Annotated in this window: 14 protein-coding genes; all 14 read right to left on the bottom strand. The window is 51.7% G+C overall.

The annotated features are described in order from the left end of the window. Window positions 1–71: 71 nt before the first annotated feature. On the bottom strand, window positions 72–692 hold the full coding sequence (locus Q31a_RS20485) for an LbetaH domain-containing protein (RefSeq protein WP_145082064.1): 621 nt from the start codon (window positions 690–692) through the stop codon (window positions 72–74). Next, window positions 692–1,414 (bottom strand): SDR family NAD(P)-dependent oxidoreductase, encoded by a 723-nt coding sequence (locus Q31a_RS20480; protein ID WP_145082062.1) that lies wholly within the window; start codon window positions 1,412–1,414, stop codon window positions 692–694. The genes Q31a_RS20485 and Q31a_RS20480 overlap by 1 nt, the downstream gene beginning before the upstream one ends. Further along, window positions 1,411–2,751: an AMP-binding protein gene (locus Q31a_RS20475; RefSeq protein WP_145082060.1), complete on the bottom strand. Its 1,341-nt coding sequence runs from the start codon at window positions 2,749–2,751 to the stop codon at window positions 1,411–1,413. The genes Q31a_RS20480 and Q31a_RS20475 overlap by 4 nt, the downstream gene beginning before the upstream one ends. After that, window positions 2,744–2,965 carry a phosphopantetheine-binding protein gene (locus Q31a_RS20470; RefSeq protein ID WP_145082058.1) on the bottom strand — a complete coding sequence of 74 codons (222 nt, stop codon included), beginning with the start codon at window positions 2,963–2,965 and terminating at the stop codon, window positions 2,744–2,746. Before Q31a_RS20470 ends, Q31a_RS20475 begins: the two co-directional genes overlap by 8 nt. After that, window positions 2,962–4,122 (bottom strand): glycosyltransferase family 4 protein, encoded by a 1,161-nt coding sequence (locus tag Q31a_RS20465; RefSeq protein ID WP_145082056.1) that lies wholly within the window; start codon window positions 4,120–4,122, stop codon window positions 2,962–2,964. Before Q31a_RS20465 ends, Q31a_RS20470 begins: the two co-directional genes overlap by 4 nt. A 145-nt stretch (window positions 4,123–4,267) precedes the next feature. Next, window positions 4,268–5,542, bottom strand: a complete 1,275-nt coding sequence (locus Q31a_RS20460; protein WP_145082054.1) for an O-antigen ligase family protein — start codon at window positions 5,540–5,542, stop codon at window positions 4,268–4,270. A 312-nt stretch (window positions 5,543–5,854) separates the two neighbouring features. Further along, window positions 5,855–7,093: a hypothetical protein gene (locus Q31a_RS20455; protein ID WP_145082052.1), complete on the bottom strand. Its 1,239-nt coding sequence runs from the start codon at window positions 7,091–7,093 to the stop codon at window positions 5,855–5,857. 6 nt (window positions 7,094–7,099) lie between these two features. Next, window positions 7,100–8,008: a glycosyltransferase gene (locus Q31a_RS20450; RefSeq protein ID WP_145082051.1), complete on the bottom strand. Its 909-nt coding sequence runs from the start codon at window positions 8,006–8,008 to the stop codon at window positions 7,100–7,102. Window positions 8,009–8,066: 58 nt separating this feature from the next. Continuing rightward, on the bottom strand, window positions 8,067–9,296 hold the full coding sequence (locus tag Q31a_RS20445; RefSeq protein WP_197355435.1) for a glycosyltransferase: 1,230 nt from the start codon (window positions 9,294–9,296) through the stop codon (window positions 8,067–8,069). A 72-nt stretch (window positions 9,297–9,368) separates the two neighbouring features. Next, on the bottom strand, window positions 9,369–10,448 hold the full coding sequence (gene wecB, locus Q31a_RS20440; RefSeq protein WP_145082047.1) for a non-hydrolyzing UDP-N-acetylglucosamine 2-epimerase: 1,080 nt from the start codon (window positions 10,446–10,448) through the stop codon (window positions 9,369–9,371). A 185-nt stretch (window positions 10,449–10,633) separates the two neighbouring features. Next, a complete protein-coding gene (locus tag Q31a_RS20435) occupies window positions 10,634–11,146 on the bottom strand; it encodes an acyltransferase (protein WP_145082045.1) in 513 nt (170 codons plus the stop codon). Between the two features lie 206 nt (window positions 11,147–11,352). Further along, window positions 11,353–12,810: a lipopolysaccharide biosynthesis protein gene (locus Q31a_RS20430; protein ID WP_145082043.1), complete on the bottom strand. Its 1,458-nt coding sequence runs from the start codon at window positions 12,808–12,810 to the stop codon at window positions 11,353–11,355. 58 nt (window positions 12,811–12,868) lie between these two features. Beyond that, window positions 12,869–14,527 (bottom strand): Gfo/Idh/MocA family oxidoreductase, encoded by a 1,659-nt coding sequence (locus tag Q31a_RS31280; protein ID WP_145082040.1) that lies wholly within the window; start codon window positions 14,525–14,527, stop codon window positions 12,869–12,871. Between the two features lie 212 nt (window positions 14,528–14,739). Next, window positions 14,740–15,843, bottom strand: coding sequence for a DegT/DnrJ/EryC1/StrS family aminotransferase (locus tag Q31a_RS20420; protein ID WP_145082038.1), 1,104 nt, complete (start codon window positions 15,841–15,843; stop codon window positions 14,740–14,742). Window positions 15,844–15,875 lie beyond the last annotated feature (32 nt).

The following is a 15,875-nucleotide window of genomic DNA, read 5'->3' as shown; positions in this document are numbered from 1 at the left end:
CCTGGCACGGGGAGTGTCGAGTGCCCCAGCGACTGGTGCGTTGAAAACTCTGTGTACCTCTAACTTCGTATCTAAAATCCTGGCCGTTTAACGGGGCGTTTGCTACGCACCGAGGCGATATGGCCTGCCGCCAGTTCCTGGCGAACGTAGGTTAACGCATCCACTTGCGAATCGTGTTGCAGGCGAACTCCAGCTGCTACAAACGCGTTGCTCCCAATCAAGACGCGATCCTCGAGCTGCGCCAGACCGCTGATCCTTGCACCTGGCAGTACCGCACAAAACTCTCCGATTACGACATCATGCCCGACAGAAGCATGGATGTGGATAATCGAATGGTCTCCGATCATCGCATTGCTCGATATAACTGCGAGGGGACCGATAAATGCTCCTTGGCCGAGTCGTGCGGAGGGGGCAACCACGGCGGTAGGGTGAACCACCGAAAAAGGCTTCCAGTCGAGTGCCGCACAGCGATCGCGAATCGCTTGTTTTACTGCAACGTTAGCGACGCCAATCGTGTAATAGATCTCACCATCGCTGGCTTGCAGCGCGGGTAGGATCTCCGACGAGAAGGATTGGGGCTCAAAGTAAACTTTTTCAATGCGGCTAAAGCATTTGCCGCTTGCCAATTGCGCTGTTTCTAGGACTTCGTTGGCCGTCTTGTCGCCGAATACGATCAGAATGGGCAGCGTCATTAAATCGTCCCTGAATCTACGAATATATTTTGTCCCGTGATGGAGCGACTGCCCGCAGAAAGTAGAAAGAGGATGGAGTCGGCGACAGACTCGAGGGAGGTCGGCTGTTTAAGGGCGGTCCGCTGATAAATGCGATCGCGTTGTTCCTTGGATAGCGTGGCGGACATCGTCGTCTCCATAAACCCTGCTACCACACAATTTGATCGAATCCCCTTGCTCCCCCACTCCCGAGCGGTGGTCCGGGAAAATGCCTCGATGGATCCTTTGGTCGACGCGTACATGGCCAATCCCTTGTAGCCCGTGTGAGCACTGATTGAGGAAACGTGAACGAGGGAGCCCGAGATGTTGTGGAGCAACATGTTGCGGATCACATACTTAATTAACAGCATCGGGGCGAACACGTTGGTGCGGAACAACTGTTCGGTAGCCTCCATGTTCAAGTTGGTAATTAAATCATCATACGCGGTTGCTGCATTATTAATAAATCCATGCAGCGGAGTCTCATGCCCGATGGCATCGTCGAAGACCGACTTCTTGATGGAATCTGTGTGGGAGAGATCGCAGGCAATAAAGGTCGTTTGGCTAGGGTATTGCTGTTGCAAAACAGCGAGTTCGTCAGTCGGCTCACGGTTGACAATCAACACGTGATCGCCATGTGCCAGCAAACGTTGGGCGACGACCAGCCCAAGTCCACGTGAACCACCTGTGAGCAAGATGTTCATACTCTCCGATCCCTTTTTCCTGTTGCTGTGGTGGGGAGCTGATGCACAAACTGGATGATGCGTGGAAGCTGATAGTCGAGCAAGCTTCCACTCAGGGCTTGCCGTATCCTCTTGCTGTTCAGGCTTGCCCCGGCGGATAGGACGATGTCGCAGCAGACGATGTTGCCCGTTACCGAGTTCTCACGTCCATAAACACGGGCGTCTTCAATTCCTCCGATACGCAGGAGTGCCGCCTCGACATCCACCGGATTGACTTTGTAACCACCTACATTAATCATGTCGCTGCGTCGCGAAGTGATCCGGAACGCCAATCGTTCGTCGTCGGTTCCCTGGGAATCTATGACTTCGACTTCATCTCCCGTGAGGTAGAATTCGTCATCGCACCGCTCTTGCACTGAAGTGGCCAATAGGGATCGGTGGATCGCCAGTTGCCCATCGATCACCTTAATTTGGTCTGTCAGACGAGACGGGACGCGAAATAGATCCCCTTCGCTGGCCAGTAGGCTGCCTGCTTCGGTTGAGGCGTAGACGTTTAGCCGGCTGGCGCTGGGAAACGCTTGTTGGAGGATGGATGCAAGATTGGATGGTGCCAATTCGCCCCCGCTCGTGATCTGGGTAACCTGTGGGAAAATCGCTTCGGGGACGCACAACTGCTTGAAGAACGTGGGAGTTGCACTGATGTGAGTGATTGCTTCTTGCTCGATGGAGGCATGCATGGTGGGGGCATCCAGTCCGAACAGGCGAATCATCGCATTTTGGTTGCAGAAGGCTTGGAAGAAGACTTGCAATCCAGCGAAATGAGTTGGATGGTAGGCGAGTCCCCAGACGTGGTTCGCATAGTTGGGGCCAGTTCGCACGCCGCGTGCCAAGCTGGCTGGCGTATGTTCGACCAGTTTGGGGCGTCCCCCCGAGCCAGAAGTCAAAATTCCAATTCTCGCCTTGGAGTTGTGCAGCCAGCTTTGAACAGCGTTTGACCAGGGAGAGTCCGACTCGTTCGCCATTGAGAGCTCGACCAGCAAGCGACACTGCCGCTCTTGCCCCGTCTCGGTGTGAGCCGTCGTGCTTTTGTTGAGGGCTTGCGAGGAAGCGTCGGATGCAGGGCTATCGCCAAGGTCGCCGACGAAATTGGAGATGGTTTCTTGAGGCAGAGCTTCATTAACGAGGATTAGCGAGGCATCGCGATCAATGGCAGCCACCAGTAGCGTGAACAACTCGTAGAAGTTGCCTGACTGAATCCAACGAGGAATTGCTGGGAGCGTCAAGACCTCTCCCAGGAGCTCCGAGTAGGAGACTCTTTGAGGTTGTGACAAGTCGCAGTAGAACAATCGGTTATGCACTTAATTGCTCTTGAATTTCGCCAATGGTCCGCACCACACCGTTTGCAAAGACGTCTACGCCAGTCATGGCTTCGAGCTTAACCGTCAGCACGGCCATTTCTAGAGAATCCATGCCAAGATCCTCCTTCAGCCGCAAATTCGGCGACAGCACGCTCACCGTCTCCCGGCCCGCATCATCCAAAATCTCGTTTAATATTTCAATCAACACGTTCATGGGGCGCCTTCTTGGAGAGCCGTTCTCGATTCGTAGAATTTCAGCAAGGCTTGCCAGTATCCACTGCGTTCAAATCGTTCTTGAATTCGTGCGCGTGCTTGTGAACCCAGTCGTTGAATATCGAGCGAAGGGGTCGTGGACGCAGCCTGCATAGCGAGAAAGAGGGATTCGGTATCGCGGGGCTCAACCAGCCATCCGTTCTTCCCTTCCTCCACAATTTCGTTGCATCCATTGATGTTGGTTGCGATGACAGGTTTCGCCATCGCCCCCGCTTGCAACAGCACGTTCGGAAACCCTTCTCGATAGCTGGGGAGGACCACGACGTCAGCGGCATTCAGGAACGGGCGTATGTCCTTCTGAAATCCGACGAGGTGGACACGTGGATTTTGTTTCAAGGACGCCATCGTTTCTGCGTCTGCTGGGGCTGTGCCGTCCAGAGCGCCGACCACTAGCAAGTGACAGTTGTCGGGCAGTCTCGAAAAGGCCCCCGTCAGCTCTGCGAGGCCCTTGTCACGATTCAAACGGCCCACAAAACCAAAAAAGAAAGAGCCATTGCGTTTAGCTTCCTGAATTGCCTGCGGGAGCGGAGTGCTTTCTGCCTCGACAGTTGGCTGGAAGTACGCTGTATCTACTCCAGCAATATTTCCATGCCCAATAACTGCAGCTGGATTGGACGTGACACCGTACTTGATCAAGTCGTTTCGCACTCCCTCTCCTTCGGGGACGACGCAAGTCGCGCACCGCGCAATCACTCGATCTGCCCACAGCATCAGCTGCCGTTTAAAACCGGTCGATGTTGGGAAAACGAGTCCCGTAAACGTATGGATACGGGTAGGGACGCGAGTGACCCAAGCGGCCAGCATGGTCACCAAGCCGGCTTTGGGAGTGTAGGAATGCACGATGTCGGGCTTGAGCTTCCTGAGGGTGAAAATCATTGATGCGACAGATCGCATGTCGCGAAAAATGCTTATCTGCCGTTCCATTTCGACAGTTTGGACTGGCACATTTTCGTCCGCAGAGATTCTTTGGGCAGCCTTGGTGTCAGACGTGACTACGGACACTTCAAAATGAGACGTCAAAAAGCGTGGTTGTCCACGTAGGATCGTCTCAAGAGTCTCAGGGACGGTGGTTACAATCACTAACCGTTTTCGAACCATTCAAATCTGCAATTGAATCAGAGTAGGGTGTGTGTGGGACAACCTGAGGAAGGAATACGAATCAAAACCAAGCCCACGCGTCTGCTGACACGGCTAGAGAACCGTATGCTCTTACCGAGGGCGGCTCGCCATTGAATGTTGGCAACTACTGAATTGACGGCAAGACCCGCTTGGTGCATCTTGATTCCAAATGCAGCAGCGGATTGGCCAACAATCCAAGAATGATATAGGCAAAGGAGAGGTAGTGTATCTGCATTGTAAATTGGAATAATGCGATGGCAACAAAACACAGAAATCCAAAGTATCCGTACCAGAGCCCCGGCAGCTTTTGGCGGCTGCGGTTGAGTGAGTTGAGAACTTTACCACCAGTTGTCCACAGGAAAAGGAGGTAGACAGCAATGGCCAGCCCTCCGCCGTTTACGGCTAGTTCAATATAGCTGTTGTGCGAAGTTTCGTAGTAGCGGTTCAAGTACCCGTCCATTCCCAACCCCAAGGGGTTTTCGGTGAACGAGGAAATCCCTTGCATTGCCATTTGCCATCTTGGGTCATTTTCAAGCGATGTGCCTTTGTCGCTAATCTTCTCGCCCAGCCGGGAGGAACGGAAATTGTCGCTAATTACTGTTACTTGAATGATTGTCCTAACGGACAAGACTGCCAATGCGGCCACGACGAAAGCAGGAATCAGTTTTCCGATAATTCCTACCTTTTGGGTAATTTGCTTTTTGGTCAGCAAGATCCCGCCACCAAGTGCGACAATTAGGATCGCCAAGCCCATTCCCGCTCTGGATTGAGTCAGATAAGCACCTGCCAGAATAAAGAATGCCCACATCCAAAAGAGGAACGCCTTCTTTTGAGTGATCGCAAGACTGACGACCAACGAAAGGGTAATTAACAATGCCAGACAAAACCGATTGGGGTCTGTCATTGTGCCTGTATACGCAGCGCCAAACCTCGAGTAGTATCGCAGATTGAGTCCAAAAGTCGGTATCGGAAGGTACCCGGACAAGGCTGTCCAAAGCAGGACTAGAGTCGTACTGATCGCAAGACCGGCTAGTAGCAACCGAATCTCATAGGACCGCATGGAGACCACTACATGGGCGCTGACCAGTGCAGCAATTGCGGCTAGGTAGGGTTTCATTGAAGTCGTTGCGAAGTGTGAGTAGAAACCAGCAGCGCAAACCAGCAGGAAACATGTGACTAGACAGGTAAAAGCTCGGTTGTCAAATCGCAGGTAACTGACACGAGTCGTCCAGGCAAGAATCGCGCATAGATCTACAACTTTGATATCTCCGAGTACGGGGATATAGAGAATCGCGCCGAAGCCCAGCAAGAATGCTGTGGCTGCATGCGGAAAGCTGTATTTTTCAACCTTGGCCGGAGTTGCAATGTGAGTCGTCGGCCAAGTTGTGCTAGTTTGCATAATTGTATACTTGAAGGGAATACTGCAGATCGTGTTCAGGCGCGTGAGGTTCGCTGGAGCCGTCGAAGGTGTCGAAGGTGTCGAAGGTGTCGAACTGCTGGAGACACAATATTTCTGTGATACTTGCTACGATTGAAGCTGATTCAAGAGGTTGCGTAAGATAGCAGGAACACGTGGTTGGACGTCGATTGGAGGTCGAAGAGGGGCTCTGTATCGCCAAGTCTTCAAATTCACTTATTTTATTGAAATGGACTTCTAGCATTGCTTGCTGAACTGGTTCGCGTGCGTCCAGCCCTTCTACCTATCTACTAGCTAAAATTGTCCGATTAGCACTTTGCGCCGCCCGTGGCTAACAACGTCGGCTTGCCATCGTTTTCCTGAGGCAGAAATCGATGGATGCATGTCACAGCGGCGTTCTCCCCATAGGTACCAGGGTTCCACCGTCTCACATATTACGTTGCGTTTCCAAGGCGTCTGTTCAAAGTCGGCTTGCCAAAGCTGTCGGATGCCCTGGCTATTAGCATAGCTGTCCGACAGGATTGAATGCTGATTTAGCGCGACTGGATGACCGTCAACCATTACTTCGCAACAAGTAGTCTTAGATTCTCCCACATGAAATCGATAGTATCCAAAACCTTCTTCGCCCTGCCCTGTAAAAAGAAGTTCTTCGTTGCTCATCCAACAATAGTGACTTACGCCACGGTCTAAGATGATAGGGCGAAACTCAGAACTCTCCAGGCAGTAGTGGAAGACGTCGGTGGTTCGATGTGAGCCAACATAATATCGAAACATGAAAATAAGTTGCTTTCCGTTCGGAGAGCTCAGTACATGATTGATTTTTGGTTTTGAAATGCGGGCAGCATGTCGTTGTTCGGTCTGCTCCTGTAGATCCTTGACTTTCAGAAGACAGACTTCATGGTGCCCCGTTTCATCAAACTCCGTTAGGCCTGCATCGCCAGGATCTGAAGTTGACGCTGAGTGGCAGAAATACCCATAGTCCGGGCGTAGGTCTGCTAGAACTGAGTAGTCGATCGAGTAGAACTTTCCTCGAGAACTCACTTCTTGCACTGGGAGGGACAGCATCTTGCGTTCACTGGATCCTAGGGTTCCAGTAACGCTTCCGTACGTTCGCCGATCGTTGTCAAAGTAATTGTAAATCCATGAAGCTTGATTGAACCAAATCGGTCTGCAACCTTGCTGCCAATTCCAAGCATGAGTGATTCCCAATTGCTCTTCAATGACTCCCTTATCGACGTTGATGACCGCAGCACAAATCGGGATTTTAGGAGTCGGTGCGCTGAGTATCGAGGCATTGGTTAGATTTACCAATACGAGATTTTCATCAGTGGGGCAGAAGGGGGAATGATCGTAATAGCCACAGAACATATGGCGGTAGTTGGGGATGGCGGCAACATAGTTCCCCCGAACGACCAGCCTTCTGCGGCTCAGTTTCCGTCGAGCAAGCTTGCTAACGCCAAGGGCACTGCGCATCGCCGTGAAGGCGAGCGGAGAATCCATGGCTGCCTTTTTCAATGATTGTATGAAATTCATTGCCCTCTATTTCTCAGTCTTGATAGCATAAAAAGCTGCAATGTTGCTTAGTGACTTTCTAACCTCTGGAGCTATCGCTCCTAGGTAGTTCATGTGTTTCTGGTAACGCATTCGTACGCGTACTCCGGCAGGCAGCAGCAACTTAAGGAATTCTGGGATCACGCGCGATGTCTTGAAGAACACTCGCTTGATCAAGTTTCCGCCATTGTGTTCTTCGTGCCAAATCCGCGAAATCTTCCCCCAGATTTGTGTGTTATTCTCTTTGACAGAGATAGAGTTCGGTCCCATCGGCGCAACCGCGTACACGATGGGTTCGACCACTCCCTCTGCCACACGCAGCATGCGCGGCCATAGGTCCGTATCTTGACCAACCCGAAGTTGCGCGTCGTAGCCACCAGCGGTTTGATAGGTGGATTGACGAAACATGACGGTTACGTGGATAAACAGCATCGCGCCTGAATCTGTTTCACCACAAGGATAGTGCCGTCTGCCAAACTTGGAGCAATAGCGTCCGCCATTGATGAGATCTAGAAACTCGGTCTCTCCTCCAACAATGCCAACTTCTGGGTGTGCTCGCAACAGATCTGCCTGCTGCCGCAATCGAGTGTTGGGAAGCATGAGGTCGCCGTTGTCGATTCGTGCGATGAATGGAGCGCTAGCCGCCTCGCAACCTGCAATCAGTGATTTGGTGAGTCCACGGTTGGCTGAGTTGTGTATAACTCGAACGTTAGGATAGGGAGCAGCAATCGAAATAAGGGCCTCTCGATCAACGGGCGTGTTACCATCGTCGATCAAGACGACTTCGAAGCAGACATCCTCTTGTTGCATGATGCTTGCCAATGTAACTGGCAATGTATCAATTCCACGGTAGACCGCCATTACAACGGTAACTTCATATGTCTCGCAATCTGGCATACTTTTCAACACTTGGGAGAGCTATGTTTCTCAGAAGGGGGCGTGACCATTCCGAGCGTTAACAAGGAGCATCTTGAAGTTCCGCAATCTGCTCAAAGAGAGCTTTTCCCTGCGAGTCGCGACTATAGCGGTCTACTTCAGTCTGGATTGGCGCGTAGGGATCAAAGCGTTTCTCGCGAACAAGAGCTGATACCAGTGATTTGATCTCCTCCACATCTGTTCCCACCGCTACTCCACAGCCTGTGCTGGAAAGCAACTTTCCAACCGCAGAATCGGCTTCGTCCCCAAGTGCCAAAATGGGCTTCTCGGCAGCGAGGTACTCGAATATTTTTCCAGTTAGAATTCCTGGATCATTCGACCCTAACATTAGAAGCAGAGACGCATTGCGTTGAGATTGATACGACAATTCTCGGGACAATTGCCCTGGGCAATGGGCGCAGGATTCCAAGTCGTAGCTTTTGAGGAGTTGAGGCACATTACCGAGCCTGTCTCCAAGGAATTCAAGCTGCAGCTGTGTCCTCGTGATTTTCCCTTCGAGAAGCAATTCGTTTACCGCTTTGAACAATGGTTCAGGACTGCGTTTGCCAGTGTAGATCGTACCGGTGTAGACAATCTTGCATGCGTCCTCTTTAGCTTCATGATCCGCAGTGGTTACACGCGCCTCTGCATCATCTAATGCATCGAACCCGTTGTAGATAACCGTGACAGGCTTGTCAGGTACTAGCTTACGAAGCTGATCGCGAAGCGATTCCGATACGGTGGTAATCAAACTTGCTGCCCGTAGCAGAACGCGTTGGACCTTCCTGCCATACCATTCGGCCAGCCGTCCTCTTCCAGCACGGTAGCTGTTGTCTGTCCACAGATCCCGATAGTCGACAACCCACACGCACTTCCTACGCAGCTTGCGATAGGCATATCCCAGTAAAATGGTCGAAACAGGGCTATAGGTCGAGATTACTACGTCGACTCCTTTTAATCGCGGATCAAACAAAACCAAGGCGAGTGCACGTAGCAACCACAGGAATTTCAGGACGCGAAAAGCTACTTTTCGGAGCAACTCCGAAGGCAGGCGTTTCATTAGGCCGACCAAGGGGTACTCCACTTCGATCAAGGTCGCTCCTGAAGTATCAGGAAGCAGCGACAGAGGGCCGTGGAACTCGTGTTTTGCAGATGTTAGAACGGTTACTGAATGGCCGAGTTTTTGTCCGAGTTGGGCCCATCCCAATGGCCGCGATGAAGCCATTCTGTTGAGAGGCGGGTAGAAGTGGGAAATAACTAATAGTTTCATTGGGAATGGATCCATCTAACGCAGAACGCTAGTAGAGTAGTTGTCGTAGCGGAAACGCAAGAGAGGCTGGGCCTATTGGAAGGGGCGAAGCTCTCTCTGCAAGAACTCTACGATCTGAGTTGCGGTTGTTCCGTTGCCGTAGGGATGGACCTCAGATGGGAATGGGTAAGGGGTCTTGAGGGCAGTGCAGATTGCAGCAGAGTCCGCAGGTATGAGGGAGTTGGCGCCGATCTGGATCAACTCCACCCATTCTGTTTCATCGCGAATCGTTAAGCAGTATTTTCCGTGGAAGAAGGCTTCCTTTTGCACTCCGCCAGAATCCGTGACAACGAGGTCACAGTTGGCTTCCAACCAATTCATCTCGAGGTATCCCACAGGTGGAACGCACCGAATGTTGTCACCAATCTCTATGCCGAGCCGGTCAAGACACTTCTGCGTGCGGGGGTGAATGGGCGCTACGATAGGGCGATTGGAAGCGGCTAAGCCTTCGAAAATCGCTTGCAAACGTTCCGGAGAATCGGTGTTTTCTGCGCGATGGATCGTACAAAGAACAAAGTTGCCTTTCTGAAGCCCGGTTGCCGCAAACCATTCTGGCTCGTTCGCTCGTGTTTTGTATTGCGTGGTAGCATCCAGCATTACATCACCCACCTGGACAATTCGCTCCTCAGCCACCCCTTCTCTTCGGAGGTTCTCTGTCGCAGTCGAGGTCGGAGTAAACAGGACGGTTGAGAGTTGGTCGGTCAGAATGCGATTGATTTCCTCAGGCATACGACGATTGAAGGAACGCAGCCCAGCTTCTACGTGCGCGATGGGTATATGCAATTTGGCTGCGGCCAACGCACCCGCGAGAGTCGAATTCGTATCTCCGTATACGAGTACCCAATCGGGCTGTTCGTCGATCAACAATTTCTCGAGCTCGATAAGTTGACGGCCGGTCATATCGCCATGGGACGACCCACCGATCCCTAAGTTATACTTGGGCCTTGGTATATTCAGTTGCGTGAAGAATACATCCGACATATTGGCATCGAAGTGCTGTCCGGTATGTACCAGAACTTCCTCGACTCCGGCCTTGGCCATTGCGTCTGCAACTGGGCCGGCTTTGATAAATTGAGGTCTCGCACCGATCACGGTGAGAACTTTGAGTGGCATCTAAACCTCGCAAACAAAAAATTGATGGTATGGAAAGCTCACTACATTCCGATTGAAATAGTGACCTGCACCCATATTGAAGAATAGCACTTAATGGGACAGCGTCGAATTGGTTGGAAGGAGGCTAGCTACACACAACATGGTCGGAGCCAGCGGCAGTAAGGTTAGGCATTTAAGCGTAAGAGTCATAACTGACGAATGATTTTGGCCGGAACTCCACCTATCACGCAGGCGTTCGGAAAAGATTTGCTGACAACTGCACCTGCACCTACTACCACATTGTCGCCGAGTTCTACGCCGGGGAGGATCACTGAATTTGCGCCTATCCAGCAGTTTTTTCCTATACGGATTGGCCCCGTTTTTTCCCATCGTGTCAAGTCACCGGGGACATGGTTTGCGCTGATCATTACGACGTTAGGTGCGAAGAGTGTGTTATCACCAATTACGATCCCATTCATGCCTTGCACATAGCAACCTCCGCTAATTGCAAAGGATTTCCAGACGTTCTCACCTATTTCTATCTGTCCAGCTACCCTGGAGGTGAAGTGGATCGAGAATCGATATGCGCTGTTAATCCGTAGAATGCGTTGAACTACGAAATTGGCAATAAACAAGCCTATTGGTAGTGGCGAAATACGCCGACTTATGGGGCGAAAGATAAATCGCAGCCCGTTTCCTATCGCTCGCTTTATTTGCATGGAAGGATCGCTGATCGTCAGTGGAAATCTTGGAGGTAGTAGCTTTAGAATCGACTTTGCTCCATTTCGAGCAGCTAAGTCGATGTTCTAAAGTGGTCGCAAGTCGTAAGTCGATTTGTTGGAAAGCGGCCAGCATCAATGAGGGATGGATAGTCGCAACGCAATTGTGTTAGCGGCCCAAAGTGCGATTCACGTTCTTGTGAATGTTATCTGGCACAAATTGTCTTAACAGTTGCCAGAATCTGTTTTGGCCCCACAATCGCAGTCAGCATTGCACTGCATAACAGAGTGTAAGTAAAGGCGGCTAAAAATGCTTGGTAGACACCAACAGACGGAACAATCTTAGTGATGCCAAACGCACCGACTATGCTTAGGCCTGTTATCGCAAGTAGAGCTAAGAGGTGATTGAGTGGTAGCACACTACGAATTGGGATCTTAAGTATTCGAGCTGAATAATACATGCAGTGTGGGATGACGTATCCCCAAAATACTATGAGAGTGCCTATGGCTGCTCCGGAAATACCAAAGGCAACAATCAGTGGATAGCTCACCAGTACATTAAGGATCAATGTGCCGCAGGCTCGCCAGAGTATGATGTCCGTCCGTCCTGCTGCCTGGAATATGGCTCCGAAAAACATGACACGTGCTGGTAGCAGCAAAAGGTAGAGCCGGAATGGATTTGCTGCCTCCGCGTAGGCGGACGAATAAAGCAAGACCATCAACCAAGGTGCTAGCACAAAGAGCAAGCCGCCAAGGGGAATGATCGCAAGTGCAGCCTTTTTCGAGGCGGCGCACCACAGACGATGACCCGTTGGAACATCACCGCTTGTGAAGGCACGCACCATGTCTGGCATGATCACCGCCATCGCCGCGCCGGTAATAATCCCGATGAACGGAATTTCCATGGCACCATTAGAAAAAACGGCGAACTGCTCCGGTGTGCATAACATGGATACCAACACCCGGTCTAGTGACATCGCCAGCCCCTCTAGGACTGATGCCACCGATATCGGAATGGCGTACTTTAAGAGTTCCTTGATGCCTATTAGGCTCGGTAATTCCCACTGTCCGTGAGAAGCGCTGACAATCAGGCCTATCGAAAGGAGGCCGACGACGAACGTGGCTAGACTCATCGCCCGCACGGCAGAAACCGGGGTCGCTTCTACTAGCAGCGAGAGCATTACTACTGCAAAGGTCAGCAACCGGCTACCGAGTGACCAGTACGCAGCCCACGTGACACGCTCTAGTGCCATCATGGCGGGAGCCGCTATGGCATTTAAGAGCATCCCAATGCCGAACAATCCAACCCAAGGGATTGTCTCTCTTAGAGCGGGGTTATTGAATTGATTTGCTAAAAAGTGAGGGCCTAGCAATATGCAGGCAATGGCGAACAACACTCCCGTTGCCAGCGTACCGACGACAACATTGATAAAGATTCGGCGAGCCTTAGCCGGATCTTGCGGGATGAAGTACAGCACGCTCTTCTCGAGGCCAAGACCTAGAAGTGGAGCAACACAGGTGAAAACAAGCAAGCTCTGCCGGAAGGTCGCATATTCGGACTTGGAAAAAATCCGCGAGAGGACCATTGCCAGGACGAGGGTCAGCAGCGTTGCAGATGAATTTGCACCGGCAAGGATCAGTGTTTTAGTAGTTCGAGATGCCACAATTCGGCTATTGATTAGTGCAATGCATTCGCTACTTGCTAGTAGCTCTCAACGGCTATCAATATTCTCGATAGGCTTTGGTTCCAACGGATAGAGCGGGTGGAATCTCCGTTTCCTCCGAGATGTCTTCGCAACGCACCGTCTCTCCTCCTTGCGGATCCCGTTCTAATCGGTACTTCAGCTCAGACTCTGGACAGACAGCCTGGCCATCGGCACTGAATTGCAGTGGATGACCGTGCCGGCTCATCCAGCCAACCTGTTTGGCCGGTATGCCGCGGACATATCCATAATCAGGAATGTCTTTCGTGACCACGGCGCCAGCGGCAACAAACGCAAAACGTCCCACCGTAACTCCGCACACAATAGTTGCATTCGCGCCAATGGTAGCTCCGCGTCGAAGACGCGTCTTCTCGTACACGCTCTTGCGGTTGATTTCGCATCGCGGATTGGAAACATTGGTTAGCACGCAAGAGGGACCCAGAAAAACATCGTCTTCGATCGTGGTACCTTTGTACACCGAAACGTTGTTCTGTATCTTGACATTACTCCCCACGGTGACATCGGAAGCAATGAAAACATTCTGCCCCAAGTTGCAGTTGTTACCCAATTCAGCGTCATCGCTTACATGGGAGAAATGCCAAATCTTTGTTCCTTCGCCAATCGATGCGCGAGGATCAATGATTGCGGTTGGGTGCGCGAAGAAGCTTAATGCCGGAGTCGCAGGTTGCAGTTGGATTGCAGTCCCCTCACTCTCCAAACTCTGCTGTGCAGCGTTTAAAACCTCCAGTACTCGCAACCCTTCCGCGCCGTCCGTTCGCGGAAGCGACCGCGCGTCGCAGGAGGAAATGAAGTGCTGACACTCATTCTTAAGTGGCTCTGATTGCTCGACAACTACGGGTTCAGCATCCCTTTTGTTGACAGAAGGGAAATTTCCGTCTGTCCACGTCAAGTAATTGCGATACACCACGAGTTTTTCAATCCATGGTCGAGTGTCGTCAAAGACAGCCATTCCTTCCGAGCCGACGACGGTCAACTTTTGTTCTTTGAATGGGTTCAACCAACTTACATGAACGTGAGCGCGGAGTCCGCTGCCAAATTTTAGCTGAGTCAGTGTCGTATCGGCCACTCCGTGGGTTAGGTACGACTCTCCGTGGCACACGACTGAACTGGGGACCGCACCGGCCAATCCAAGGATGACAGATATGTCGTGTGGAGCAAAACTCCAGAGTGAATTCTCCTCTTGCCGGATCTTTCCCAAATTTAGACGATTGGAGGTAATGTAAAACAGCTTTCCAAGCTCTCCAGCCCGGACCATGGCCGTCAACTTTTCGACGCATGGATGGTACTGCAGGAGATGTCCTACCATCAGGATGCGTTCTGCCTTAGCGGCTAAATCGATCAGCTCTTGTGCTTCTCTAGCGCACAGGCACAGTGGCTTTTCAACATAGACATCCTTGCCGGCCAGCAAGGCTGCTTTGGCTAGTTTGAAGTGCGTTGGTGCGGGGGTTGCAAACGCCACTTTCTTGATCTGAGGGTTGCAGAGCACCGCATCGAATGAATTCTGACGCTCGACACTGGAGTACTCTTCTCCATAGGATGCTAAGGTCTTCTCGCTAGCGTCGCATAGGGTATGCAGTACTCCCAATCCATTGAAATTACGCGCGAGGTTTTTGCCCCAATAGCCAGCGCCAACTAGCGCAACATCACAAACTGCCATGATATTAGTTCTGCTTACTTAGATAAAACGGGGATTGAGGGCGTCGGCAAGGCTGAAAAGCGACCGATTCTGGCTAACCGCGAGCTTGGCCTGCTGGTGTGCCGCTGCGGTTCGGTTGCATCCAGAGCGAGCCAGGTCGGAAGCACCCAATACGAGGGAATCCCTGCTGGATGCTGTAAGAGGCAAGTTGACATAGAGATCGGTCGCCTAAGTTAACTGGCACCTTTTGCAACTGCGTTAGCCACTGATGCAACTACCTTGTCTTGGTCCTGTTCGCTCAAAAACGGGTGCATCGGTAAGCTTAGGACTTCGCGGGAGGCTTTCTCTGACTCAGGGAAATCGCCTAGTTTTGATCCGAAGGGTTCGAATACCGGTTGTTCATGGAGGCACTTCGGATAGTAGACCGCGGATGGGATACCATCTGCTTTCAGGTGGGCAGCTACTTCATCTCGGTTGTTGAGCCGGATCGTATACTGCGCATACACATGAGTATTGCCCGCTTCGATGTGTGGGACTTCACAGACATCGGAGAGTAGCGCACTATAGCGAGCGCCGATTTTCCCACGCTGCTCTACCTCCCACTGAAACGAAGGCAGCTTGGCCAGTAGCACAGCCGCCTGCAACGTGTCAAAGCGACCGTTGGTTCCGACATAGGGATGATGGTGTCGTTGTATACCGCCGTGGGTACGAATGGCCTTCATCCGTGTTGCCAAGGAGTCGTCGTCGGTAAACAATGCTCCACCGTCTCCGAAACAACCTAAAGGTTTGGCTGGAAAGAAGCTGGTGCTTGCAATGGGAGTCACTCCGCAGCTGCGTTGCCCGTCGCGTGTTGCGCCGAAACTCTGGGCGCCGTCCTCGATGACCGCCAACTGATGTCGCTGGGCAATCTCATTGATCGCAGAGTAGTCGGGCATCTGTCCGAATAGGCTGACCGGGAGAATTGCTTTGGTCCGGTCAGTAATCTTGGCCTCGATTTGGGAGACATCGATATTGTAGGTTTTCGGGTCGATGTCCACGAAAACTGGCACTGCACCCACCAGCAGGACTACTTCGGCTGAACTAATCCACGTGAATGGGACTGTAATGACTTCGTCGCCGGGGCCAATGTCGAGGGCTCGTAGTGCAATCTCCAGACTGCTGGTGCCGCTAGAGACTGTTAAGCAATGTTTGCAGCCTACATATTCAGCAAGCTGTTCTTCCACTTCTCCGATTTCAGGCCCCATAATGAATCGGCCATGATCCAGGACTTGATGGATTCGCGTGTCGATTTCTTCTTTCAGCTTCAAATACTGAGTCTTGAGGTCAATGAATTGCATCGAATAGATCCGTACGTGTGATTGAACGTTGC

It is taken from the genome of Aureliella helgolandensis (assembly GCF_007752135.1).
Taxonomy (GTDB): domain Bacteria; phylum Planctomycetota; class Planctomycetia; order Pirellulales; family Pirellulaceae; genus Aureliella; species Aureliella helgolandensis.
This window is presented reverse-complemented; position numbering and strand designations above follow the sequence as displayed.